Origin of the sequence: Anoxybacteroides tepidamans (assembly GCF_014201465.1) — a bacterium.
Taxonomy (GTDB): Bacteria; Bacillota; Bacilli; order Bacillales; family Anoxybacillaceae; genus Anoxybacteroides; species Anoxybacteroides tepidamans.
Genome location: NZ_JACHEP010000015.1, coordinates 34,188 through 59,397 on the forward strand (window position 1 = coordinate 34,188; position 25,210 = coordinate 59,397).

Genomic DNA, 25,210 nt, shown 5'->3' on the forward strand with positions numbered 1-25,210 from the left:
TCACCTTCTTTTGAAGATATGTTTGCTTATAGCTTAACAAAAGAAGCTTAGAAAGTGTAGGGATGCAAAAAAATAAACAAGGATGAGAAGCCCTCATCCTTGTTTCGCGTATTATGCTTTTTCAACGAAGTCTTCTTCTTTAAATGTGATGCCAAGCCCTTCAGCGACGCGTCGGCCGTAATCCGGATCCGCTTTGTAAAAGTGGCGGATTTGCCGGATTTTAATCTCTTCTTTTGTTACTGGTTTCATCGATTCGACAATATTTTTAACGAGCCGTTCTTTTTCCCCTTCACTCATGAGGCGATAGAGGTCGCCAGCTTGGGTATAATGATCATCCCGGTCATGTGGAACACTTTCTGCAACGCCGGATACCGGAAATGGAGTTATTTTATATTCCGGTGTTTCGGTCGGTCCGCCGAAGCTGTTTGGTTCATAATACACCGAGCGGCCGCCGTTATCATCAAAACGCATAAAACCATCGCGCTGATAATTATTCACTTCTACGCGCGGACGGTTAATCGGCAATAGATGGTGATTGACGCCAACGCGATAACGGTGCGCATCTGAATAAGCAAAAAGACGCGCTTGCAACATTTTATCCGGAGAAGGTTCGATTCCAGGCACTAAGTTTCCTGGAGAAAACGTTGCTTGTTCCACTTCCGCAAAATAGTTTTCAGGATTGCGATTTAATACCATCCGTCCGACTTCGATGAGCGGATAATCTTTATGTGACCATACTTTTGTCACGTCAAACGGATCAAAACGATACGTTTTTGCGTCTTCTAAAGGCATAATTTGTACATACAATGTCCAAGAAGGATAATCTCCATTTTCAATTGCATTAAATAAATCCTCTGTATGATAGTCCGGATTTTCGCCCGCGATTTTGGCGGCTACTTCCGATGTCATATTTTTCACGCCTTGATTCGTCTTAAAATGATATTTCACCCAAACCGCTTCTCCGTCTTGATTTACCCATTTGAACGTATGGCTGCCGTAGCCGTTCATATGGCGATATGTAGCCGGGATTCCCCGATCGCCCATAAGATACGTTACTTGGTGTAATGACTCTGGAGACAAAGACCAAAAATCCCAAACGGCAGTTGGATTTTTTAAATGCGTGCGCGGATCACGTTTTTGCGTATGAATAAAATCCGGAAATTTGATCGCATCGCGAATAAAGAAAATCGGCGTATTATTCCCGACTAAATCATAATTTCCTTCTTCTGTATAAAATTTAACCGCAAAACCGCGCGGATCACGAACGGTATCCGCTGATCCAAGTTCGCCGGCTACGGTAGAAAAGCGAACAAATAAAGGTGTCCGTTTACCAACGCCGTTAAAAACTTTTGCTTTCGTATATTTTGACATATCTTGGGTGACTTCAAAATATCCGTGCGCGCCTGCTCCTTTTGCATGTACGACGCGCTCGGGAACACGTTCGCGATTAAAATGAGCGAGCTTTTCAAGAAGATGGACATCTTGAATGAGCGTCGGGCCTTGCGAACCGGCTGTTATGGAATTTTGGTTATCTCCTACAGGCGCTCCCCAGCTTGTTGTTAATTTTTTTGTCATTACACATCACCTCATGAAAAATTTTTAAATGCTTTATTTAAATGATAACACTTTTCAAATCGAAATCAATACTTTTTTATAATTATTTTAAAAAGATAAAAATTACTATTTGGTTATTTTTTTAAATGAAATCTTGCATAGAGTGCAAGGAGTTTTGAACAACTATGGATTGGTTTAGCGAAGCATTGTTTGAAAATCCACCTTTAAACATGATAAATTAATGATAAAATAAATTGTACGAACAACAATTTTTTTTGCTGAGTTTATAACAACAAGGTGATGGATTTGTGAAAAATGAAGGTTATAATATATTAATACGTACAATTATTAACATCTATTAAAAACGGAGGGTGCGTATGAAAATAAATGTGAAGAAAAAGTTATTTGCGGGACTTTCAACAGTGTTTGTTTTACTAGTCGTGATCGTGGGTGTTGCTTATGTTGAGATTATGGATATGGACAAGAGTTATGAAAACCTAATTAACGGAAAAATGAAAAAAATGATTGAAATAAAACAGCTAGAAGTGATGATCCAAAACGAAAAAGGAAGTATGGGTAGTTATTTAATTATCGGTGACCCTACCTCTCTGACAAACTTTAATAAAGCACATGATGAATATAAAAGACTATCCGAAGAACTGGCTAAAGAGCTAACGAAGGAAAAAGCGAGAGAACTGTTGGCGAAGTTAAACGAATTAGAACAGCAGTTTTATCAGCTCGGACAAAAAGCGTTTCAATTAAAGCGGGAAAATGATGTTGAGGCATACACAAAACTTATTTCTACAGCAGGCAGGGAGATTACTTCACGATTCGATAAAACGTCTCAACAATTGGCAGCTGTTCAGCAAGTAGACTTAGATACAGAGCAGGCTGATGTTTCTTCGCAAGCAGAGTTTACCAAAACATTGTTGATAGCTGTCGGGGGAATTGCAATTGTTCTTGGATTCGTTGTTGCCCTTTATATTAGCTTTATTATTTCTAAACCTGTGATAGCGCTTTCTGAAATAGCGAAGCGGGTTGCGAGCGGGGATCTGACTAGAAATGAAATCGTGATTAAAAATCGTGATGAAATCGGAGAATTGGCAACAGCTTTTAACCAAATGATGGAGTATTTACGAACAATCATTCAACAAGTGTCGGCGAATGCCGAACAAGTTGCTGCTTCGTCCGAACAATTAACGGCAAGCGCAGAGCAAACTAGTAAAGCGACGGAGCAAATTGCTGCCACGATGCAAAATATGTCTTTAGGAATGGACAAGCAAGTACAGAGTGTCGAAGAACAAGGAAAAACCGTCCACGAAATGTCGAACGACGTTCAACGTGTTACCGAGCGCACGCAAAATGTAGCAGCGATTGCAGACAGTACTTTACAAAAAGCGGTGGAAGGCAGCGAAATTGTTCAAACAGCTGTTATCCAAATGAATTCCATTAACGATACAATCACGAATTTAAGCAATGTTGTGCAAACATTAGGAGAACGTTCTGAACAAATTGGAAACATTATCGAAATCATCACAGGGATTGCTGAACAAACGAATTTGTTGTCGTTAAATGCTGCGATTGAAGCGGCAAGAGCAGGAGAGCACGGACGTGGTTTTGCGGTTGTTGCTGATGAAGTAAGAAAACTGGCGGAACAGTCAGCGCAATCGGCACAGCAAGTTTCAGCGTTAATTGCCTCTATACAACAAGAAACAAAAGAAGCGGTACAATCGATGGAAATGGCAACAAAAGAAGTAACGGATGGGATTGTAGTTATTCATACCGCTGGACAATCCTTTACCCAAATTAAAGATGCGATTCATGAAGTAGTAGCGCAAGTGCAAGAAGTTTCTTCTGCTGTACAGAAAATGTCGTCAGGTACAAAGCAAATCGTTCAATCGATGCAACTTATTCATGAGATAGCAAAATCAGCGGCGGCAGGAACACAAGAAGTTTCAGTCACAACTGAAGAACAGTTAGCTTCGATGCAAGAAATTGCTGCTTCTGCTATGGCTTTATCCAGTATGGCTGAGTCTTTACAACAGCTTATTCAAAAATTCAAAATATCGTAATGAACAGAAGGATAACTTAAAGTTGTCATGTTCAGACGTAATGTAAGGTTTGATTATAAATAATAAAGTATTGCCATAAGCAGGAGGAGTCATCATGAAAAAGTTATTGTTTATTTACTTTTTTTTAATCGGTGTATTTATTATTTATGTATATAATTATCACCTACAAATTTCCCGCTCTAGTTCCTTTGATCAGGAGAATCAAACCCTTCAAGGGAAAATAGATGAAAAATATGTAATGGTTACATTTCAGTCAGGGATGGATTATTGGAAAAATGGCTTAAAAGGATTTGAAGATGCAGCTCAAGCGTTAAATGTTTCTGTTGAATATCGGGGAGCGACGCAATACGACGTGAATGAACAAGTTACCGTGCTTGAGCAGGTGATTGCGAAAAAGCCAGCTGGTATCGCTATTTCGGCGATTGATCCTAATAAACTGACTGAAACGATTAATAAAGCTGTAGAACAAGGGATTCCTGTAGTATTATTCGACTCTGGTGCTCTTTCAAGTAAAGCGTTTTCTTTTTTAGGTACAAATAACTATAATGCCGGAGTAACTGCCGCGCATAAAATGGCGGAATTATTAGGAAAAAGAGGAAAAGTTGCTGTCATTACACTGCCTAGCCAATTAAATCACCAGCAAAGAACAAAAGGTTTTGTGGAAACGATTTATAAAGAATACCCGGAAATGGAAGTAGTAGCAGTAAAAGATGGAAAAGGAGACTCACTTGCTTCGAAGCAGGCGGCTTTAGAAATATTTAAGCAATATCCGGATTTAGAGGGAATTTTTGCTACGGAAGCCAATGGGGGAGTAGGCATTGGTGAAGCCGTTTCATTACTTGCAAAAGAAACAAAGATAAAAGTTATTAGTTTTGATACGGATAAACGGACGTTGGATATGGTCAAACAAGGAATTATATCCGCGACGCTTGCTCAAGGGACGTGGAATATGGGGTATTGGTCGCTGCAATTTTTATTTCATCTTCATCATAAATTAACGTCTTCGTTACCGTCGGGTTCTTCTTTATTGCCATCGTATGTCGATACGGGAATTACGGTTGTGACAAAAGAAAATGTGGATAGCTTTTACGCTAAGTAATGAACGGAATGTTAGAAATGAGTGATAAACATTGAAACAGATGAAATATTTTCAAATTAACAATTTGCCGATTCGATATAAATTAATTTTTCTTTTGTTATTAATTACAATTTTACCTTCGATAGGATTAGGAAGCGTTACTAGCTGGGCAGTAGATCGTATTATTGATAGACAAATTAACCAAAATACTCTTCAACTGATTAACCAAGTCAATCGAACATTAGAATTTTATTTGAGTAATATGCAAAATATTACGTATTTAACCGCGTTTAACCCGGAAATAAAAAGATTTTTAGCTGGAAAAGAAAAATGGCAAGGGATTGGAGAAACGAGCGACGAGTATCAGATACGCCAATTTTTGCAAGGGCTTACAACGCTATACCCTGAAGTTGCCGGGATTCTTGTAGTCAATCATAAAGGCAAGTATATTAGCAACGAAATGTACGCCCGCTCGGCAAAACCTCTTACGGAAGAAACGTGGTATAAAGAGGCTGTCCGAAACAAAGGGATTTTTAAAATTATCGGACACCCTAGCCAACGAAATGTCACGACACATACGAACTATAAAAACGAGGAAGTTGTTTCTGTCGTGCGCGCCATTTTAAATCCAGAAACGCAAAAAGTAGAAGGAGTCGTTTTAATCGATTTAAAGTTAAGAGTGATTGCCGAAGCGACAAAAAATGTCCGGTTAGGGAAATGGGGGTATTTGATGGTCATCGATCATCGTGGAGAAAATATTTATTCTCCTAGGCGGCCGTTAGTCGATCAAATTCCGGTAAGCTGGTTCAACAACGGGGATTCTGGTACATTTTCAAAAGAGATTAATGGACAGCATCTTCAGTTTATTTATCAGCGTTCCCCTTTTACCAATTGGACGACGATCGGTGTGTTTTCTAATCAAGAATCGGCTTTCGAAATTAAAGAAATTCGTTTTTACGTCACTAGTTTTGTTTTCTTTGTATGTTTAATTGGAATAGGCGCCTCTTATTATTTAGCTTATTCATTATCAAGACCGATCGGACAGTTAATATCGTTTATGAAAAAGGCGGAGGCAGGAGATTTAACAAGCCGTTATCGTGACGATCGATCAGATGAGATCGGAATGTTGGGCCGAAGTTTTAATAAAATGCTTGATCAAATCCAGAGATTTATTTCGCTTGTCGAATGGCAGGAGCGTCAAAGATGGGAAGCCGAGCTCCGAAGCTTGCAAGCTCATATTAAACCGCATTTTCTTTATAATACGCTTGATACGATTCATTGGATGGCGTGGAAAAAGGGAGCGGAAGATGTAGCGAAAGTAATAGAAGCATTGTCAAAATTATTCCGCATCGGGTTAAGCAAAGGCAAGGATATCATTTCTTTTGCGGAAGAAATCGAGCATATTCAAAGTTATTTAAGCATTCAAAAAACAAGATATAAAGATAAGCTGAATTATAGATTTGACATCGCTCCGAGTGTTCAAGACTTATATATTTTGAAGCTAGTATTACAGCCGGTTGTAGAGAATGCGATTTACCACGGGATCAAACAGAGAAGAGGGCCGGGCCATATTTTGATACAAGCTGAGGAACAGGAAGGACAGCTTATCGTTCGAATTAAGGATGATGGTGTAGGAATGCCGAAAGAAACATTAGCTTCTTTACGGGAGAGTTTATTGATTGATTTTACCGCTGGCGATAAAGAGAAAAAAATTGAAAAGGTTAAAGGGTATGGAATGATTAACGTACAAGCGCGCATTCAGTTAACATTTGGCAGCGCTTACGGATTGAGAATAGACAGCGAAGAGGGAAAAGGGACAACGGTGACAATCGTTCATCCTATTATTAGACATTGCGAACGTTGATTGATCATTTTGCTGTTGGCGATGCGCAGTCGGTACGTAATTTTGTCGGTTTTGGCAAAGAAACGATGAATATATTCGTAAGCCAAACATATTTAGGGGGGAGAAATGTGCAAACGTGGAAGGTGTTGATTGCAGACGATGAACCGATTATTCGTGAAGGGATAAGGGAGGCGATAAATTGGGAGGAGTTTCAAATGGAAGTCATTGCGGAAGCGGAAGACGGAGAAGAAGCGTTAGAGCTGGCAGTGCGTCATTCCGTTCATGTTCTTTTCGTTGATTTGAACATGCCGATTATGGATGGAATTACATTGATGAAACAGATACGAAAAAAGCTCCCGAAATGCAGAATTGTTGTCGTAACCGGACACGATGAATTTACTTACGCGCAAGAGGCGATTCGCTTACAAGTTGAGGATTACATTTTAAAGCCGACCAACCCTCATCATTTGCGCGAAGTTGTAAAGAAAATTAAGCAACAGTTAGAAGGGGAGTTACAACAAAATGAATATGTACAATTGTTGTCAAAGCAAGTTCAAAAAAATTTTTCGCTCATACGGCAACAGTTTTGTTTAGAGTGGATCAATGGCGGAATGAAAGAAAAAGAAATCATTACTCAGTTGCAATTTTTCAAACTTCCTCCATCTTGTCCGGATCAATTAGCGATCATTCATTGGAGAGAGTTTTTCAATATCAATGAGAAGGATAAGCAATTGCTCTTTTTTGCTATTGAAAACATTGCGTCTGAGCTATTGGCTGCGTATGAAAAGGTTATATTCCGCGATACGGTTGGTTTTATTGTTGTATGTTTGTGGGATCGTGTTGCTGAAGATGTGTTTATTGTTATCGAAAAAACGATCAAACAATATTTAAATGCACAAGTTAGTATATATGCACAAGACGTAGAGGGCGGGCTTGTGCAAGTAGCCAGCGTCTATCAAAACTGCAAAGCAATCATTTATAAAGAAGCGCATATTTCGCCCATCGTACGTCGGGCTAAACAATATATACAAGAGCATTTTTCTGATCCGAAGCTTACGTTAGAATCAGTTGCGCAATCTTTAAATGTTTCCCCGGTTTATTTAAGCCGCATTATTAAACAAGAATTGGGGGTGTCGTTTGTCAATTTGTTAACGGAAATACGGATCAAAAAAGCGATCCAATTGTTGACTTCAACAGATCTTACGATTAATGAAATTTCAGAACGGATAGGGTATGACACCCAACACTACTTTAGCACCGCATTCAAAAAAGCAGTAGGGATGCCTCCGAATCAATATCGCAAAGGCGCTTTCCTTTTTAAGGAAGTTCGCGCAAATTTATTATAAATTATACGCACAAATTTGTTGTAAAAGAGCTTGTAATAGCTCTTATTTTTTTGAAAACGCTTTAATGAAGTTAAATTTTTATAAAAAAAGTTATTTGATTGAAAAGACTGAAAATTTTATCGGTGTTATATTTTAGATGAATTACAAGAAATGTTGAAGGGGGAGAAATAAAAAATGAAAAGGTTTTTATCCATGCTTGTTTTATTTGTACTTGTATTTGCGCTGGCGGCATGCAGCGGAAAAGAAACAGGCGGAAAAGGGGACGCAGGTTTTGTTGGTATCTCAATGCCAACTAAATCGTCTGAACGATGGATTAACGATGGGAAAAACATGGTAAAAGAATTTGAAAAGCTCGGCTATAAAACAGATTTGCAATATGCCGAAGATGTTGTAGAGAACCAAGTATCACAAATTGAAAACATGATTACAAAAGGAGTCAACGTATTAGTCATTGCGCCAATTGATGGCGAGGCGTTAACGGATGTGTTAGAAAAAGCTCATAAACAAGGGATTAAAGTCATTTCTTATGACCGCCTCATTAAAAACAGTAAGTATGTCGATTATTATGCAACTTTTGATAACTTTAAAGTAGGCGTTTTACAGGGATCGTACATTGAGCAAAAATTAGGTTTAAAAGAAGGCAAAGGACCATTTAACATCGAGTTATTCGCTGGTTCACCAGACGATAATAATGCATATTTCTTTTTCGATGGTGCCATGTCTGTGCTAAAACCTTATATTGATTCAGGAAAATTAGTAGTACGAAGCGGACAAACAAAATTTGATCAAGTGGCTACATTGCGCTGGGACGGGGCGACTGCACAAGCGAGAATGGATAACTTGTTAAGTGCCCATTATACGAACGCGAAAGTGGATGCAGTTTTGTCTCCTTATGATGGAATCAGTATAGGTATCATTTCATCGCTTAAAGGGGTCGGATACGGAACAGCAAGCAAACGAATGCCGGTTATTACTGGTCAAGATGCGGAATTGGCTTCAGTGAAGTCGATTATAGCGGGAGAACAAACGCAAACAGTATTTAAAGATACGCGGGAATTAGCGAAAAAAGCGGTGGAAATGGCTGATGCCGTTTTAAAAGGCAAAAAACCAGAAGTAAACGATACGAAAACATATAACAACGGAGTAAAAGTTGTGCCATCGTATTTATTGGAACCGATTTCAGTTGATATTTCGAATTATGAAAAAGTGCTAATCGATAGTGGCTACTATACAAAAGATCAACTTACTAAATAAAACTAACCAGATGATATAGTGATAGTCGAAAAGCTATCACTATATCATTTATTCAACTATAGGGAAGTGGTGAGCGATGTCACAATTTATATTGGAAATGAGAGGAATTACAAAAGAGTTTCCGGGTGTAAAAGCGCTTGAAAACGTAAACTTGAAAGTAAGAGAAGGAGAAATTCATGCGCTTTGCGGCGAAAATGGCGCAGGAAAATCGACGTTAATGAAGGTGCTAAGCGGTGTTTACCCTTATGGAACATACAGCGGGGATATTTTATTTAAAGGCGAAGTATGTAAATTTAAAGATATTAAACAAAGTGAAGAATTGGGGATTGTCATTATCCACCAAGAATTGGCCCTTATTCCGTATCTATCGATTGCGGAAAACATCTTTCTTGGCAACGAACAAGCGAAAAGAGGAATTATTAACTGGAATGAAACGATTGTCAAAACGAAAGAATTATTAAAAAAAGTAGGATTAGATGAATCACCTCATACATTGGTTGGAAATCTTGGAGTCGGAAAACAGCAATTAGTCGAGATTGCTAAAGCGTTATCAAAAGAAGTAAAATTATTGATTTTAGATGAACCAACTGCCGCTTTAAATGAGGACGATAGCGAAAATCTGCTTCGATTATTATTAGAATTTAAAAAACAAGGCATGACTGCGATTATTATTTCACACAAACTGAACGAGATATCGAAAGTTGCTGACTCAATCACGATTTTACGAGATGGAAAAACGATTGAAACGCTAGATATGAAAAAAGACAACGTGACAGAAGACCGAATCATTAAAGGAATGGTAGGACGCGATTTAACGAATCGTTATCCAAAACGAGAACTGAACATTGGCGAAGTAATATTTGAAGTAAGAAATTGGAACGTTTATCATCCGCTTCATAATGAACGAAAAGTCATTGATGACGTCAATTTTTATATTCGGAAAGGAGAAATTGTCGGAATTGCCGGCTTGATGGGAGCGGGACGGACTGAACTTGCTATGAGCATTTTTGGGAAATCTTATGGAAAAAAAATTAGCGGACAAGTTTTCAAAAATGGATACGAAATCGATGTCAGCGATGTAAGCAAAGCAATTGAAAACGGGATTGCTTATGTGACAGAAGATCGCAAAGGGAACGGGCTTATTTTAATGGACGATATTCGGAAAAACATTACGCTATCCCGGTTAAAAAAGGTAGCTAAGAAATTTGTCGTAAATGAAAACCAAGAAATTATAGAATCAGAGAAATTCCGCGATAAATTAAAAATTAAAACGCCTAGTGTTTTTCAAAAGGCGGAAAAATTAAGTGGCGGAAATCAACAAAAAGTCGTTTTAAGCAAATGGATTTTCGCGGAACCGGATATTCTCATTTTAGACGAGCCGACGCGCGGGATCGACGTGGGAGCAAAATATGAAATTTATACCATTATTAATCAGTTAGCCCAAGATGGAAAAGGCATTTTAATCATTTCATCCGAACTGCCGGAGATTCTTGGAATGTGCGATCGAATTTATGTCATGAGCGAAGGAAGAATAACAGGTGAATTAAATAAAGACGAAGCAACGCAAGAAAACATGATGAAGTTAATGACGAAAACAAAAGTTAGGGGGTAACGAAAATGCAGATGCCGACGCAAAAAATCACCACACGTCATTCAACGTCAAACGAAACGAAAGTACAACCATTTGCGCAGATGCTCAAAAATAATATCCGAAGCTACAGTATGGTTATTGCGTTAGTGTTAATTATGTTGTTATTTCAAATTTTGACGGAAGGCATTTTATTAAGACCGTTAAATGTGACGAATTTGATTTTACAAAACAGCTATATTTTAGTTTTAGCAATCGGCATGATGTTAGTGATTATTACCGGACATATCGATTTATCGGTAGGATCGGTTGCCGCGTTTGTTGGTGCGCTTGCAGGAATTTTAATGGTTCAACATCAAGTTTCAATGGTTGTCACCGTTATTGTTTCTCTGTTATTGGGAGCTTTGATCGGAGCATGGCAAGGATTTTGGATTGCTTATGTAAAAATTCCGGCTTTTATCGTTACGCTTGCAGGTATGTTGCTGTTTAGAGGTTTAACGATGGTTATTTTGGAAGGACAGTCAATCGCCCCGTTTCCTAAATCATTTCAGAACATCAGTTCAGGATTTATCCCAGATTTATTTCATGGAACCGATTTTCATATGTTTACCCTTGTGATTGGATTGCTTTTATCGGTTCTATTAGTATGGCTGGAAATAAGAAAAAGAAACAATCAAAAAAAATATGGATTTGACGTAAGTCCTACTGTTGTTTTTGCGGCTAAGTTAGTTGGCATTGTTGCGGTAATTAATATCTTTTCGTATGTCCTTGCGACATATGAAGGAATCCCGAACATTTTGATCATTTTAGCTACTCTTATTGTCGTTTATTCGTTTGTCGCCAACAAGACGATTGTCGGCCGCCATATATATGCAATCGGCGGAAACGAAAAAGCGGCACAACTATCAGGGGTGAAAACGAAAAGAGTTACATTTTGGGTATTTGTGAATATGGGTGTTTTAGCCGCACTTTCAGGGTTGATTTTTGCGGCGCGTTTAAATGCCGCTACACCGAAAGCAGGGAACTTGTTTGAGCTTGACGCGATCGCTGCTTGTTTTATCGGCGGTGCTTCCGCTTACGGAGGAATCGGCACAGTAAGCGGTGCGATTATCGGCGGTCTTGTTATGGGTGTGATGAACAACGGAATGTCCTTGCTCGGTTTAGGCATTGACTGGCAACAAGCAATTAAAGGATTAGTATTGTTGGCGGCTGTTGCCTTCGATATTTATAACAAAAATAAAGCGTCATAATTTGTCTAAAGGCCAAGATAAAATAATCTTGGCCAGTTTTATTTCCAGAAAATATATACGTACAAATGAAAATTGATATAATGGACTTATACTACTTCAACACGAGGTGAGCATATGAAAGAGAAAAATATACCAAAATATTTGCAGTTAAAACAAGAAATTTTATCGTGGATTCAATCAGGGAAGTTAAGTCCGGATGAGAAAATACCGACAGAGCATGAAATCGCCAATCAATTCCAAATAAGCCGCCATACGGTTAGGCAAGCGTTGGGCGAATTAGAAAATGAAGGATGGTTATACAAAATTCAAGGAAGCGGAACATTTGTCTCCAAACCGAAACCAGCTGGAAAACATGAAGTCAAAACAGTTGCGATATTGACAACGTATATTTCGGACTATATTTTTCCACATATTGTTCGGGGAGCGGAGGAAACGTTGCGCGAGAAAGGTTATCGGCTATTGTTAGCTAGCACTGACAACCATAAAGACAGGGAACGAGAGCATTTAGAGGCGATGATTCGTCAGCCGTTAAGCGGCCTTATTATTGAACCGACAAAAAGCGCCCAAGGAAACCCTAACTTAGCCTATTATTTAGCGCTCAATAATCTACATATTCCGTATGTCATGATTAATGAACGATATTTAGAGATGAGTTGTCCGTCCATCAAAATGGATGATGAAAGAGGCGGCTATTTGCTTACGGATCATTTAATACAGCTAGGTCATCGGCGGATTGCCGGCTTTTTTAAAACTGATGATTTGCAAGGGGTTAACAGGTTAAAAGGATTTATTCGCGCTCACCAAGAACATGGCGTTTCGTTATCATCCAACCATCTCGTATCCTATACAACGGAAGAAAAAAATACAAAACCTTTAGAAATCGCGCATTCTTTTTTGCAACAGCCAGAAGAGGAACGAGTGACAGCAATTGTTTGCTATAACGATGAACTAGCCATTAAATTGTTGGATGTCATTCGACAGCAAGGATTGAGCGTACCGGATGATATTTCGATCGTCGGTTTCGATGATTCTACATTTGCTACAGCTACAGAGGTGAAATTGACAACGATCCGCCATCCAAAAGCGGAAATGGGGATAAAAGCGGCGGAAATGTTAGTTCGAATGATTGAGCAAAACGATGAAATACAAGATATTATTTATCAACCTGAACTAATTGTTAGAGAATCAACAAAAAAAATATAAAAAATGTTCGAACAAAATTAAAAAAACTATAGAAAAATTGTACGTACAAAATTATAATGGAGGTGAAGAGATTTTTATATAGGGAGTGGAGGAGATGCTCGAAGAATTAAAACAAGTTGTGTTGGAGGCAAACTTACAGCTTCCTAAATATCGGTTAGTTACCTTTACATGGGGGAACGTGAGTGGAATCGACCGTGAACGAGGACTTGTTGTCATCAAACCAAGCGGAGTAGAGTATGACAAGATGACAAAGGATGATATGGTCGTTGTCGATTTAGAAGGAAATGTTGTGGAGGGGAATTTAAAACCTTCGTCTGATACACCCACACATTTAGTTCTATATCAGTCTTTTCCTTATATTGGTGGGATTGTCCATACTCACTCGCCTTGGGCAACGATTTGGGCGCAAGCAGGGAAAGGGATTCCAGCTTTAGGGACGACGCATGCAGACTATTTTTACGGGGAAATTCCTTGTACAAGAAAAATGACGGAAGCAGAAATTAAAGGGGCATACGAATTAGAGACGGGCAAAGTAATTGTGGAAACGTTCAGTTTTCTCGATCCGATGCAAATGCCGGGAGTGCTTGTTCATGGCCACGGTCCATTTGCTTGGGGGAACGATCCGTATAATGCTGTTCATAATGCGGTTGTCCTTGAAGAAGTAGCTAAAATGGCAGCAAGAACATGCCATCTCAACCCAAATGTTCAGCCGATTGCTCAGTCTTTATTAGACAGGCATTATCTTAGAAAACATGGTGCTAACGCTTACTATGGACAATGAGGGAGGGGAATGATGTGAAGTACGTCATTGGCATTGACTATGGAACAGAATCTGGACGTGCCGTTCTTGTAGATCTAGAAGGAAATGAAATTGCCGATCATGTCACTCCGTATCCTCATGGGGTGATCGATGAGGTGCTTCCGGAATCAAATGTAAAATTAGAACCAGATTGGGCGCTGCAGCATCCTAGAGATTACATCGAAGTATTGGCTACTGCCGTTCCAGCGGTGTTGCAAAAATCAGGGGTAAATCCTACTGATGTGATTGGGATTGGAATAGATTTTACAGCATGCACCATGCTTCCGGTTGATGCTTTTGGTGAACCGCTTTGTTTCAAACCTGATTTAAAACATCGACCGCATAGTTGGGTGAAATTATGGAAGCATCATGCAGCTCAAGATGAAGCGAATTTAATTAATGAAATTGCTGCCGAAAGAGGGGAAACGTTTTTACCGCGGTATGGCGGCAAAATTTCGTCGGAATGGATGATTGCGAAAGTTTGGCAAATTTTAAACGAGGCGCCAGATATTTATGAGCAAACGGATTTATTTTTAGAGGCTACTGATTGGGTAGTCTTTAAAATGACAGGAAATATTGTCCGAAACAGTTGTACAGCCGGTTATAAGTCCATATGGCATAAACAGGAAGGCTATCCGAGCAAAGAGTTTTTTCGAGCGTTAGATCCTCGTCTTGAAAATTTGACGGAAACAAAATTGCGCGGTGATATTGTTCCGCTTGGTACAAAAGCGGGAGAACTAACGAACGAAATGGCAGCGATGATGCGGCTTCTTCCGGGTACGGCGGTTGCTGTTGGGAATGTGGATGCTCACGCAGCCGTTCCAGGAGTTGGGGTAGTAGAGCCGGGCAAATTAGTGATGGCGATGGGCACATCGATTTGTCATATGTTGTTAGGAATGGAAGAGAAACGCGTTGAAGGAATGTGCGGGGTTGTCGAAGATGGAATTATTCCGGGGTATCTTGGCTATGAAGCGGGCCAGTCGGCGGTAGGAGATATTTTTGCGTGGTATGTAGAACAGGGAGTTCCAGCTTATGTGAAAGAAGCAGCCAAAAAAGAAGGAATCGGTATCCACGAATGGCTGGAAAAAAGGGCGGCTGCGTATAAACCGGGGGAAACTGGCTTATTGGCGCTAGATTGGTGGAACGGTAACCGCTCTGTATTAGTCGATACGGATTTGACAGGATTAATGATTGGTTACACATTGTTAACGAAGCCAGAAGAAATTTATCGCGCTTTGCTCGAAGCGACGGCATTCGGCACTCGAAAAATTATTGACGCTTTTGTTGAAAGCGGTGTCAAAGTAGAGGAGCTCTATGCTTGCGGCGGGCTTCCGCAAAAAAATAAATTATTGATGCAAATTTATGCGGATGTGACAAATCGCCCAATTAAAGTAGCGGCTTCGAAGCAAACTCCTGCTGTTGGGGCAGCGATGTTTGCAGCGGTGGCAGCCGGAAAAGAAAATGGAGGATATGAATCGATTGTTGAGGCTGCCAAAAAAATGGGGAAAGTCCGCGATGAAGTGTTTAAGCCGATACGAGAAAATGTAGCGATTTACGAACAACTATATCAAGAGTATGTGAAACTGCATGATTATTTCGGACGCGGCGGAAACAATGTGATGAAACGATTAAAATCGATTAAAGAAAATGTAGGATTAAAAGAATCAGTGAATATCTAATAGATGTGAGGAGAGGTTTTTATGCTACAGTTGCGGCCATATGAATTTTGGTTTGTTACAGGAAGCCAGCATTTGTACGGGGAAGAAACGCTGAAACAAGTAGAAGAGCATTCGAGAATGATCGCCGAAGGTTTCGAGCGGGATGAGACGCTTCCGTTTAAAGTCGTTTTTAAACCAGTTGTGACAACAGCTGACGGAATTCGGAAGCTTTGTATTGAAGCGAATGCTGATGACGGTTGTGCGGGAATCATTACGTGGATGCATACGTTTTCTCCTGCGAAAATGTGGATCGGAGGTCTTTCGCAGTTAAGGAAGCCGTTGTTGCACCTTCACACACAATTTAACCGCGACATCCCTTGGAACAGCATTGATATGGATTTTATGAATTTGAACCAATCGGCCCACGGTGACCGGGAATATGGTTTTATCGGCGCAAGAATGGGAATTGCGCGGAAAGTGGTCGTCGGTCATTGGGAAGATGCGGATGTTCGCGAACGAATTGCCGGCTGGATGCGCACGGCGGTTGCGGCCACAGAAAGCTGTCATTTAAAAGTAGCCCGTTTTGGCGACAACATGAGGGAAGTAGCGGTGACAGAAGGCGATAAAGTCGAAGCGCAAATTCAATTTGGTTGGTCTATTAACGGCTATGGCATCGGCGATCTTGTTCAGTATATAAAAGAAGTGCCAGAGCAGAAAGTAAACGAGCTTTTCGATGAATATACAGAACTATACGATATTGTTCCAGAGGGGCTTCGCGAAGGAGCAGTGCGCGATTCGATCCTTGAACAAGCTCGGATTGAACTCGGGCTAAAAGCGTTTTTAGAAGAAGGGAATTTTACTGCATTTACGACGACATTTGAAGATTTGCATGGAATGAAACAGCTCCCAGGACTTGCGGTCCAACGTTTGATGGCGGAAGGATATGGTTTTGGCGGTGAGGGAGATTGGAAAACGGCAGCGCTTGTTCGGATCATGAAAATTATGGCCGATGGAAAGGGAACGTCGTTTATGGAAGATTACACGTATCATTTTGAGCCAGGAAACGAATTAATTCTTGGCGCTCATATGTTAGAAGTGTGTCCGACCATTGCTGCTACCCGTCCGAAACTTGAGGTCCATCCTCTTTCGATTGGCGGAAAGGCTGATCCAGCTCGTCTTGTTTTTGACGGTGGTGCAGGAGCGGCGGTAAATGCATCGTTGATTGATATTGGGCATCGTTTCCGCCTCATTGTGAACGAAGTCGATGCGGTAAAGGTAGAGAAAGAGATGCCAAAGCTTCCGGTTGCAAGAATCTTATGGAAGCCGCGTCCATCGCTTCGTGATTCGGCAGAAGCGTGGATTTTAGCGGGAGGTGCCCACCATACGTGCTTCTCATTCGCCGTCACGACAGAACAGCTGCAAGACTTTGCGGAAATAGCAGGAATTGAATGTGTAGTCATCAACGAACACACATCGCCGCAATCAATCCGGAATGAGTTAAGATGGAATGAAATGTTTTGGCAGGGGCGATAAGGTAGTTTTAGAACATTGAGAATATGTTTTTGCATTAAGGACATGGGCTGAGAGAGGGGCTCATGTCCTTAGTTGTTAATGGGTATGTGTAACTTCTTGGAGGGGAATTATAACTTTTAGTAGTGGAGTTAAATGGCTTGGTTTATGTCAATTTTCAAATATAGAAGACGCTTATAGATAATCATTCTAGAAATCGTCTCTAAACACTGTTAGATCCGATTGTTTTTATGTACGTACAAATGTTAATTTAAAATTATGAAAATTTAAAAAAAATATTGACATGTACGAACAAAAACCGCTAATATAGAGTTAGAATACGCTTTCAAAAGTAAAGATGCTATTTAAAATTGATTCTTGGTTAAGGGGGTGTGATGTATTTTTGTTCGTACATATTGAGTATTACCTCAATAGTGTACTATCTCATCATATACACATTGAACCAATATCCAGATAAACATGTGGTGATGGTCTTGGATAACGCAAAAATTCATCATGCCAAAGTCCTTCAGCCTTTTTTACAGGAGCACGAAGAACAGTTAACTTTTGTATTTTTATCCCCTTATTTGCCGAATTTAAATTAGTTGAACGAATTTGAGGCTGGCTGAAAGAGAGTGTCATTGACAATCGGTTTCATCCTAGTTGAAAAGAGTTGCGAGAATCGATTGTTTCGTTCTTAGAGTACCTTTCTGAGTTTCCAGAAAAAGTGCTCAAACGCATCGGATAGGTTGTTATGTCGGAACATTAATCTGAACCTATTATAGAAGTATCTGTTAATAGATTTAGGAATGAATTGAGAGATTTTTAAAAGATTATGGGAAGTAGTGAGTTACTTACAGTATTTACCGAGAATTGATTTGTTACACTGTGCTTAAGAAGAATGATTACGCTTACATTTATTTGTATATTAATCTCTTACGAACTAACCTGAAACAATTAATAATCCTACCATAATTAAAAGGGGGGGTTATTATAAAATCAATTGTTTATTTAAAAAAAAGGGGTGAGCTGTTAATTATTTAAGCGCTTTCACATATTTTGATAGAGTTTATTAATATTTGAGTAAAGGGGATGGGAGTATGAAGAGGTTTGCTATATTGTTATTAGTAATTAATATGGCAGTATCTTTGTTTTTAACTGGTTGTTCTTCTGGGGCAGGTAATTCTAGTTCTGGTAGCTCCCCCAAAAATTCTAATGGAGTCACTAAATTAACACTTTGGACATTCGTTGAACAACATGCCAAATTTTATGAATTTATGGCTGATGAGTGGAATAAACAGCACCCAGATAAAAAAATTCAAATACAGGCTACTACGTATCCGTATGACGACATGCATAATAAGTTACTTTTGTCTTTACAATCCGGGGTTGGAGCCCCTGATATTGCTGATATTGAAATTTCCCGGTTTTCTAACTATTTAAAAGGAAAGCCGCAGTTAGTAGAACTAAACGATATTGTGGATCCGGTTAAAGACAAAATCGTTCAATCTAGACTAAATATTTATTCTAAAGACGGAAAATATTATGGGATTGATTTCCATGTAGGTGCAACTGTTATTTACTATAATAAAGAGCTATTAGATAAAGCCGGCGTAGATCCTGACAAAATTGTTACATGGGAAGATTTCAAAGAAGCTGGAAAAAAAGTAGTTAGAGCAACAGGAAAACCAATGATTACAATTGAAACGAGCGATTTGTGGAGCTACTGGCCATTGATTGTACAGCAAGGTTCCGATTTTTATGGTAAGGACGGTAGTGTTACTTTAGATAATGAAACGAATATAAAAACGTTAGAATTTTTAAAACAATTGCTGGATGAGAAAATCGCTAAAGCAGCTCCTGGAGGAGGACATCATACAGAAGAATATTACGGATTTATGAACAAAGGAGGAGCTGCCTCTGTTGTCATGCCGATGTGGTATATGGGAAGATTTACAGATTATATGCCTGACCTGAAAGGGAAAATGATTATTCGTCCGCTGCCTCGTTGGACGGTTGATGGTAAACGTTCAGCTGGAATGGGTGGCACTGGTACAGTTATTACTACGCAATCTAAAAATATAAAACTTGCAAAAGAATTTTTAGCGTTTGCTAAATTGTCTAAAGAGGGAAATATTCAAATTTGGAAACAACTTGGATTTGATCCAATCCGTTGGGATGTATGGGAGGATCCTGCGTTGAAAGAACCAAACAAATACACCGAGTATTTTGGTAACGATATTTTTAATATTCTTATGACTGTAAAAGACGAGATCGATTCTCCAACAATTACCGAAAATACACCGAAGATGAATCAGCTTGTTGTCCAATCGGCATTGTATAAGGTTCTAAAGGAAGGTAAACAGTCGCCTGAACAAGCATTAAAGAACGTGGCGAAAGAGATGCGAAAGTAGTAATATCTGAAAAAAAAGGGGGGTTCTAGTGGATAACCATTTGAACCTTCCGCCCTGATTATTCTGCAGCATAAGGGGGGAGTATAATGGAAAACCAATTAAATTATTCAACTAGTACTCAAATGGTACCTCAAAAGAAGCAAAAGAGAGAGAATATTTTATTTTCGCAAAAATTAGCTCCGTATATCTTTGTATCTCCATTTCTTATTTCGTTTTTTGTCTTTTTCCTTTATCCTTCGATACAGACTATTGTTATGAGTTTTCAGGAAGTTTTACCTGGTGAAACGAAATTCATTGGATTACAAAACTACAAAAATTTGCTGAATCCGCACTTTTTTGCGGCATTGCGTAATACAACGGTTTATACGATATGGACATTAATTATTCTCATTCCGTTCCCTTTAATATTAGCTGTGATATTAAACTCAAAAGTCATACCAGGACGTAATCTTTTTCGTTCCTCTTTTTTCATACCGGCATTGACGTCTACTATTGTAGCTGGCGTTATATTCCGATTGATTTTCGGAGAGTTAGAATCAGCGCCTGCCAATACATTAATGCGTGCGTTAGGGTTAGATGCTCAACAATGGACGATGCATTGGGGCACAGGGATGTTTTTGATGGTATTTTTGGCATCTTGGAAGTGGTTAGGTGTTAACATTTTATATTTTCTTTCAGGATTACAAAATATACCAAAAGAACTTTATGAATCAGCAGAAATGGACGGGGCAGGAGTGTTTACAAAATTTTTCAAGATTACTCTCCCTCTTTTAAAACCAGTAACGGTTTATGTATTAACGATCAGTATTTTTGGTGGATTTCGAATGTATGAAGAAAGTTTTGTATTTTGGCAAAATCAATCCCCTGGGGATATCGGTCTTACGTTGGTAGGGTATATTTATCAGGAAGGTTTCGTAAATAACGATATGGGATTTGGGTCTGCTATTGGGATTGTGTTGCTAGTAATTGTTTTAATCCTTAATTTAATTCAACTTAAATTTACAGGTGCATTTAGAAAGGAGTAAGCCATGGAATCAACTACAAAACGAAACCCAGTAATAATAGCTATCCTTTTATTGCTATTGATTTTTATTGCTGCTATCGCGTTATTTCCCTTCTTTGCTCTTTTGTTGGCATCGTTCAAGCCATCTACTGAATTGTTACGGAACGGTCTGAATCTTAAGTTACAGGCAGATTTATTATCGTTAAAAAACTATGTTTATCTTTTTCAGGATGGGGCGAAATATTTTATTTGGTATAAAAATAGTCTAATTATTACAATTGGAGGAACAATTTTATCACTACTTTTCTCCTCTATGGTTGGGTATGCGTTAGCCGTTTATGATTTTAAAGGAAGGAATGCTGTGTTTATTCTTGTGTTAGCGGTAATGATGATTCCGATGGAAATTTTAATGTTGCCGCTATACAAACTAATTGTTTTCTTAAAGATTATCAATACGTATTGGGGAGTTATCGTTCCTACGATGGTTGCTCCGGTAGCGATTTTCTTCTTCCGGCAATATGCTCTAGGGTTACCAAAAGAATTATTAGATGCCGCTAGAATTGATGGATGTTCTGAATTTAGAATTTTTTTTAAAATTATGGTTCCATTAATGAAACCAGCTTTCGGTGCCATGGCGATTTTACAGGCAATGGGTTATTGGAATAGCTTTTTATGGCCTACCGTTGTGCTTCGTACAGAGGATATGTTCACATTACCAATCGGTTTGTCGGGATTATTAACTCCTTACGGAAATAACTACGATATTCTAATTTCTGGTTCTTTGTTAACGATCCTTCCTATTATTATTTTGTTTATTTTCTTTCAACGTTATTTTATTTCAGGTTTAACGGTTGGAGGAGTTAAGGGGTAATATTTTTTATAAGCATAAGGGGGAGAAAAAATATGAGTGTTAAAAAAGCAAAAATGATTTTAGAAAAAGATTTCCGAATTGCCGAAATCGACAAACGCATTTATGGCTCTTTTATCGAGCATCTCGGCCGTGCGGTATATGGGGGGATTTATGAGCCAGGACATCCGCAGGCGGATGAAAATGGATTCCGGCAAGATGTTATTGAACTAGTGAAAGAATTGCAAGTACCGATTATCCGTTACCCGGGTGGGAATTTTGTGTCAGGTTATAACTGGGAAGATGGAGTTGGCCCAAAAGAGCAGCGCCCGCGGCGGCTCGACTTGGCGTGGAGATCGGTGGAAACGAATGAAATCGGGCTCAATGAATTTATGGAATGGGCTAATATGGTTGGGACCGAAGTGAATATGGCGGTCAACTTAGGGACGCGCGGCATTGATGCGGCACGCAACTTAGTCGAATACTGCAATCACCCGTCGGGCTCATACTATAGCGATTTGCGCATTTCCCACGGTTATAAAGAGCCGCATAAAATTAAAACGTGGTGCTTGGGCAATGAGATGGACGGTCCGTGGCAAATTGGCCACAAGACGGCGGTTGAGTATGGTCGTATTGCCTGCGAAGCCGCAAAAGTGATGAAGTGGGTCGATCCGACGATTGAGTTGGTCGTTTGCGGGAGTTCGAATCGAAATATGCCGACGTTTGCGGAATGGGAAGCGACCGTTCTTGACCATACGTATGACCATGTCGACTATATTTCTCTTCATCAATATTACGGAAACCGAGATAATGATACGGCTAATTATTTGGCGCTGTCACTGGAAATGGATGATTTTATCCGTTCGGTTGTCGCGATCGCCGATTATGTAAAGGCGAAAAAACGAAGCAAAAAAACGATCCATCTTTCATTTGATGAATGGAACGTATGGTACCACTCGAATGAGGCAGATAAGTTAATTGAACCATGGACAGTTGCTCCGCCTTTGTTGGAAGATATTTATAACTTTGAAGATGCGCTGCTTGTCGGCTGCATGCTCATTACGTTAATGAAACATGCTGATCGGGTGAAAATTGCTTGTTTGGCCCAATTAGTTAATGTCATTGCGCCAATCATGACGGAAAAGAACGGACCAGCATGGAAGCAAACGATTTATTATCCGTTTATGCATGCATCTATCTATGGTAGAGGAGTGGCGCTGCACCCGGTGACTTCAAGCCCGAAATACGACAGTAAAGACTTTACGGATGTTCCGTATTTAGAGTCGATCGCTGTTTACAATGAAGAAAAAGAAGAAGTGACGATTTTTGCGGTCAATCGTGATCTGGAAGATGTGTTGTTGCTTGAATGCGATGTTCGTAGTTTTGAAGGCTACAGTGTCATTGAACATATCGTTTTGGAACATAAAAACGTGAAACAAACGAATTCATCCCAATCTTCGCCAGTTGTTCCGCACCGCAATGGCGATGCCCAGCTGGCCGATGGAAAAGTGTCGGCCACATTGCCGAAATTATCGTGGAATGTCATTCGGTTAGAAAAAAGATGACACCATAGGGCTGGTCTTGTGACAAGGTCAGCCTATCTCTTTAGGAAATAACGGATTAGGATGCCAATGATGAGCGGCGGCATGATGTCCATTGAGAAGGATACAGAGATTTCTGACATTTACAACAAAAATATTAATCTCGATATTTTGAAGTTGTACCGTGACGTGGGAGGCGAAAAACGTTTGTGTTTGATGGAATAAAAGGCGTGTTGATTGACCTAGACGGAACGATTTTGAAAGGAAATCAAATGATTCCCTATGCAGATGAGGTGATTGCCTACATCCGCTCCCTTGGCAAAAAAATCGCGTTTGTCAGCAATCGTGGGAATTTGTCGCGACGCATGTGCTATGAGCGGCTCGAACAGTTTGGGATTGCGGCTACTGAAAAAGAAATCATTTTATCCTCCACTGTGACGGCTCAATTTTTGCGGGAACATTATCCGTTATGTCAAGTTTGGACGCTAGGAGATGAGGGGCTGCGCGAAGAATTGCGGCATCATCAAGTCCAATTGGCCAAAATACCCGAAGAAGCGGATTTTCTTGTGATTACTTTGCATGAAACGATGACGTATCGCGATTTGGATTTTGCTTTTCGGGCCGTCTATCATGGTGCAAGAATGATTGCGACTAATATTGATAAAATGTTTCCTAATGAAAATGGGAATGCAATTGATGTTGCCGGGATGGTTGGGGCCATTGAAGCAACGACGGCTCGAAAGGTTGAACTTGTTTTAGGAAAGCCTTCTTGTTTTATGGTGGAAGCGGCTTTGCGTTATTTACAGGTGCCCCCGAGCCAATGTTTAGTGATTGGTGACAGCACTGAATCCGATATTCGAATGGGACGGATGTATGGAATGAAAACAGTACTTGTTTTGACAGGAAATACAAAGAAAAGCCACCTTGATACATTGCGAGTAAAGGAACATCCTGATTATGTGATTGACTCTATTTATGACATGATCCGGTTAGGAGAGGGGGAGTGCGGTGAACGGGACGTTACAGGAGATTGTTTCACTTGCCGAGCAGTGTCGTTGCGGAAATAACCATCACAACATTCCAATTGAACAGATGGTGATTAGCCATGATGCTTGGGAGTTACTTGTCGCCTATTTGCAAAATAAACAGTATAAGACAGTAGCTATTATTGCTGATGACAATACGTTTGCAGCAGCGGGGCGACAATTGTGTGACATGCTAGAAAAGGCCTCTGTTCGCTATACAGTATGTTTAGTCCAGCCAGATGAAAATGGGGATGTCATCGCCGATGAACGTTCGATCGTGCAAGTGTTGTTAGAAACCTCAAACGATGTAGACGCCATGATTGCTGTAGGAGCGGGTACGATTCATGATATTACCCGTTTTAGCAGTTATAAAATGAATATTCCCTTTATCTCTGTTCCTACCGCTCCGTCAGTGGATGGGTTTACTTCTATGGGAGCTCCGCTCATTATTCGGGGAGTGAAAAAGACGATTCAGGCGCAGGCGCCGATCGCCCTGTTTGCTCATATGGACGTGTTGTGCAAGGCCCCAAAATCAATGATTGCTACTGGATTCGGCGATATGGCGGCGAAGTACACGTCATTGGTCGACTGGCAGTTTGCCCATTTTATGGCTGATGAGCCGTATTGTCCGTTCGTTCATCAGCTTACGGAACAATCTTTAAAAGCGTGTGTTGACCATATTGAAGAAATTTCCGCTCGGGAAGAAAAAGGGATCCATGTATTAATGAATGCGGTTCTTCAATCGGGAATCGCTATGCTCATTATGGGGCAATCGTACCCTGCTTCCGGCGCGGAACACCATCTTTCGCATTACTGGGAAATGGAATTTCTGCGTCAGAAAAAGCGGCAAGTGCTTCATGGGATGAAAGTAGGGGTGTCTACTCCGATAATTATTGAGCGGTATCAACGCGTTTTTTTACCGATGTTGAACCATTTGCAGGAACGGTCATTGGCAACGAACGAGGCGAAATGGGAACGATTAAGGGCAACAGCAACCCATTTTCAAGAACAGCTTCAATCGTTGCCGTCTCCTGCACAATTCCGAGCGATGATCGAGAAAGTAGGAGGAGCTGTAGCTCCAGAACAACTCGGAATCGATCAAGAGTTAGTCGATAGGAGCTTACGGGAGGCTCATCGCCTGCGTAGCAACCGATTCACGATTTTATATTTTTTGAATGAGCTAGTGTTGTAGTCTCTAATGAAATTCGGAAAACTGGGAGGGAAAT

20 protein-coding genes are annotated in these 25,210 nt (G+C 40.0%); 19 read left to right on the plus strand and 1 reads right to left on the minus strand.

Translation table 11 applies throughout. The features are described 5' to 3' along the window. Positions 1-111: 111 nt before the first annotated feature. Positions 112-1,575, minus strand: coding sequence for a catalase KatA (gene katA, locus HNQ34_RS12160; protein WP_183254925.1), 1,464 nt, complete (start codon positions 1,573-1,575; stop codon positions 112-114). 356 nt (positions 1,576-1,931) lie between these two features. Between katA and HNQ34_RS12165 the strand changes: the two genes are divergently transcribed. The 19 genes from HNQ34_RS12165 (at position 1,932) to HNQ34_RS12250 (ending at position 25,176) form a co-directional block, all read left to right on the plus strand. Then, positions 1,932-3,626 carry a methyl-accepting chemotaxis protein gene (locus HNQ34_RS12165; RefSeq protein WP_183254927.1) on the plus strand — a complete coding sequence of 565 codons (1,695 nt, stop codon included), beginning with the start codon at positions 1,932-1,934 and terminating at the stop codon, positions 3,624-3,626. A gap of 94 nt (positions 3,627-3,720) precedes the next feature. Continuing rightward, complete coding sequence (locus HNQ34_RS12170; RefSeq protein WP_183254929.1) at positions 3,721-4,725, plus strand: substrate-binding domain-containing protein; 1,005 nt, start codon at positions 3,721-3,723, stop codon at positions 4,723-4,725. A gap of 40 nt (positions 4,726-4,765) precedes the next feature. After that, the gene (locus HNQ34_RS12175; RefSeq protein WP_183254971.1) at positions 4,766-6,568 is read left to right on the plus strand and encodes a cache domain-containing sensor histidine kinase; all 1,803 of its coding nucleotides are present in this window, start codon (positions 4,766-4,768) and stop codon (positions 6,566-6,568) included. A 65-nt stretch (positions 6,569-6,633) separates the two neighbouring features. Continuing rightward, positions 6,634-7,893 (plus strand): response regulator transcription factor, encoded by a 1,260-nt coding sequence (locus tag HNQ34_RS12180; protein WP_183254973.1) that lies wholly within the window; start codon positions 6,634-6,636, stop codon positions 7,891-7,893. A 174-nt stretch (positions 7,894-8,067) separates the two neighbouring features. Beyond that, positions 8,068-9,147 carry a multiple monosaccharide ABC transporter substrate-binding protein gene (gene chvE / locus HNQ34_RS12185; protein ID WP_183254931.1) on the plus strand — a complete coding sequence of 360 codons (1,080 nt, stop codon included), beginning with the start codon at positions 8,068-8,070 and terminating at the stop codon, positions 9,145-9,147. 76 nt (positions 9,148-9,223) lie between these two features. Further along, positions 9,224-10,759 (plus strand): multiple monosaccharide ABC transporter ATP-binding protein, encoded by a 1,536-nt coding sequence (mmsA, locus tag HNQ34_RS12190; RefSeq protein ID WP_183254933.1) that lies wholly within the window; start codon positions 9,224-9,226, stop codon positions 10,757-10,759. A gap of 5 nt (positions 10,760-10,764) precedes the next feature. Further along, positions 10,765-11,985 carry a multiple monosaccharide ABC transporter permease gene (gene mmsB / locus HNQ34_RS12195; protein ID WP_409978374.1) on the plus strand — a complete coding sequence of 407 codons (1,221 nt, stop codon included), beginning with the start codon at positions 10,765-10,767 and terminating at the stop codon, positions 11,983-11,985. Between the two features lie 114 nt (positions 11,986-12,099). After that, complete coding sequence (locus HNQ34_RS12200) at positions 12,100-13,188, plus strand: GntR family transcriptional regulator (protein WP_183254935.1); 1,089 nt, start codon at positions 12,100-12,102, stop codon at positions 13,186-13,188. 94 nt (positions 13,189-13,282) lie between these two features. Beyond that, complete coding sequence (gene araD / locus HNQ34_RS12205; RefSeq protein WP_183254937.1) at positions 13,283-13,969, plus strand: L-ribulose-5-phosphate 4-epimerase; 687 nt, start codon at positions 13,283-13,285, stop codon at positions 13,967-13,969. A 14-nt stretch (positions 13,970-13,983) separates the two neighbouring features. Beyond that, a complete protein-coding gene (locus HNQ34_RS12210) occupies positions 13,984-15,666 on the plus strand; it encodes a ribulokinase (RefSeq protein ID WP_312856127.1) in 1,683 nt (560 codons plus the stop codon). A gap of 21 nt (positions 15,667-15,687) precedes the next feature. Further along, positions 15,688-17,178, plus strand: a complete 1,491-nt coding sequence (araA, locus tag HNQ34_RS12215; RefSeq protein ID WP_183254941.1) for an L-arabinose isomerase — start codon at positions 15,688-15,690, stop codon at positions 17,176-17,178. A 464-nt stretch (positions 17,179-17,642) separates the two neighbouring features. After that, the gene (locus HNQ34_RS17940; RefSeq protein WP_409978375.1) at positions 17,643-17,759 is read left to right on the plus strand and encodes a transposase; all 117 of its coding nucleotides are present in this window, start codon (positions 17,643-17,645) and stop codon (positions 17,757-17,759) included. Positions 17,760-18,254: 495 nt separating this feature from the next. After that, positions 18,255-19,568 carry an ABC transporter substrate-binding protein gene (locus HNQ34_RS12225; RefSeq protein WP_183254942.1) on the plus strand — a complete coding sequence of 438 codons (1,314 nt, stop codon included), beginning with the start codon at positions 18,255-18,257 and terminating at the stop codon, positions 19,566-19,568. An 86-nt stretch (positions 19,569-19,654) separates the two neighbouring features. After that, positions 19,655-20,593 carry a carbohydrate ABC transporter permease gene (locus HNQ34_RS12230; protein WP_183254945.1) on the plus strand — a complete coding sequence of 313 codons (939 nt, stop codon included), beginning with the start codon at positions 19,655-19,657 and terminating at the stop codon, positions 20,591-20,593. Positions 20,594-20,596: 3 nt separating this feature from the next. Further along, on the plus strand, positions 20,597-21,442 hold the full coding sequence (locus HNQ34_RS12235; protein ID WP_183254947.1) for a carbohydrate ABC transporter permease: 846 nt from the start codon (positions 20,597-20,599) through the stop codon (positions 21,440-21,442). 32 nt (positions 21,443-21,474) lie between these two features. After that, positions 21,475-22,983 carry an arabinosylfuranosidase ArfA gene (gene arfA, locus HNQ34_RS12240; RefSeq protein ID WP_183254949.1) on the plus strand — a complete coding sequence of 503 codons (1,509 nt, stop codon included), beginning with the start codon at positions 21,475-21,477 and terminating at the stop codon, positions 22,981-22,983. 69 nt (positions 22,984-23,052) lie between these two features. Next, entirely contained in the window at positions 23,053-23,184 is a 132-nt protein-coding gene (locus HNQ34_RS17745; RefSeq protein WP_281376016.1) for a hypothetical protein, read from the plus strand. Beyond that, positions 23,169-24,026 carry an HAD-IIA family hydrolase gene (locus tag HNQ34_RS12245; RefSeq protein WP_183254950.1) on the plus strand — a complete coding sequence of 286 codons (858 nt, stop codon included), beginning with the start codon at positions 23,169-23,171 and terminating at the stop codon, positions 24,024-24,026. The genes HNQ34_RS17745 and HNQ34_RS12245 overlap by 16 nt, the downstream gene beginning before the upstream one ends. Beyond that, complete coding sequence (locus HNQ34_RS12250) at positions 23,968-25,176, plus strand: sn-glycerol-1-phosphate dehydrogenase (protein WP_312856128.1); 1,209 nt, start codon at positions 23,968-23,970, stop codon at positions 25,174-25,176. Before HNQ34_RS12245 ends, HNQ34_RS12250 begins: the two co-directional genes overlap by 59 nt. Positions 25,177-25,210: the final 34 nt, after the last annotated feature.

What these genes read in the sequence shown, in the direction of transcription:
- HNQ34_RS12235 (WP_183254947.1), top strand. Translation starts at nt 20,597, where the DNA reads ATGGAATCAACTACAAAACGAAACCCAGTAATAATAGCTATCCTTTTA.
- HNQ34_RS12230 (WP_183254945.1), top strand. Translation starts at nt 19,655, where the DNA reads ATGGAAAACCAATTAAATTATTCAACTAGTACTCAAATGGTACCTCAA.
- mmsB (WP_409978374.1), top strand. Translation starts at nt 10,765, where the DNA reads ATGCAGATGCCGACGCAAAAAATCACCACACGTCATTCAACGTCAAAC.
- araD (WP_183254937.1), top strand. Translation starts at nt 13,283, where the DNA reads ATGCTCGAAGAATTAAAACAAGTTGTGTTGGAGGCAAACTTACAGCTT.
- arfA (WP_183254949.1), top strand. Translation starts at nt 21,475, where the DNA reads ATGAGTGTTAAAAAAGCAAAAATGATTTTAGAAAAAGATTTCCGAATT.
- HNQ34_RS12170 (WP_183254929.1), top strand. Translation starts at nt 3,721, where the DNA reads ATGAAAAAGTTATTGTTTATTTACTTTTTTTTAATCGGTGTATTTATT.
- HNQ34_RS12180 (WP_183254973.1), top strand. Translation starts at nt 6,634, where the DNA reads ATGAATATATTCGTAAGCCAAACATATTTAGGGGGGAGAAATGTGCAA.
- HNQ34_RS12175 (WP_183254971.1), top strand. Translation starts at nt 4,766, where the DNA reads ATGAAATATTTTCAAATTAACAATTTGCCGATTCGATATAAATTAATT.
- chvE (WP_183254931.1), top strand. Translation starts at nt 8,068, where the DNA reads ATGAAAAGGTTTTTATCCATGCTTGTTTTATTTGTACTTGTATTTGCG.
- HNQ34_RS12200 (WP_183254935.1), top strand. Translation starts at nt 12,100, where the DNA reads ATGAAAGAGAAAAATATACCAAAATATTTGCAGTTAAAACAAGAAATT.
- HNQ34_RS12165 (WP_183254927.1), top strand. Translation starts at nt 1,932, where the DNA reads ATGAAAATAAATGTGAAGAAAAAGTTATTTGCGGGACTTTCAACAGTG.
- HNQ34_RS12225 (WP_183254942.1), top strand. Translation starts at nt 18,255, where the DNA reads ATGAAGAGGTTTGCTATATTGTTATTAGTAATTAATATGGCAGTATCT.
- HNQ34_RS17940 (WP_409978375.1), top strand. Translation starts at nt 17,643, where the DNA reads ATGGTCTTGGATAACGCAAAAATTCATCATGCCAAAGTCCTTCAGCCT.
- HNQ34_RS17745 (WP_281376016.1), top strand. Translation starts at nt 23,053, where the DNA reads ATGAGCGGCGGCATGATGTCCATTGAGAAGGATACAGAGATTTCTGAC.
- mmsA (WP_183254933.1), top strand. Translation starts at nt 9,224, where the DNA reads ATGTCACAATTTATATTGGAAATGAGAGGAATTACAAAAGAGTTTCCG.
- katA (WP_183254925.1), bottom strand. Translation starts at nt 1,575, where the DNA reads ATGACAAAAAAATTAACAACAAGCTGGGGAGCGCCTGTAGGAGATAAC.
- araA (WP_183254941.1), top strand. Translation starts at nt 15,688, where the DNA reads ATGCTACAGTTGCGGCCATATGAATTTTGGTTTGTTACAGGAAGCCAG.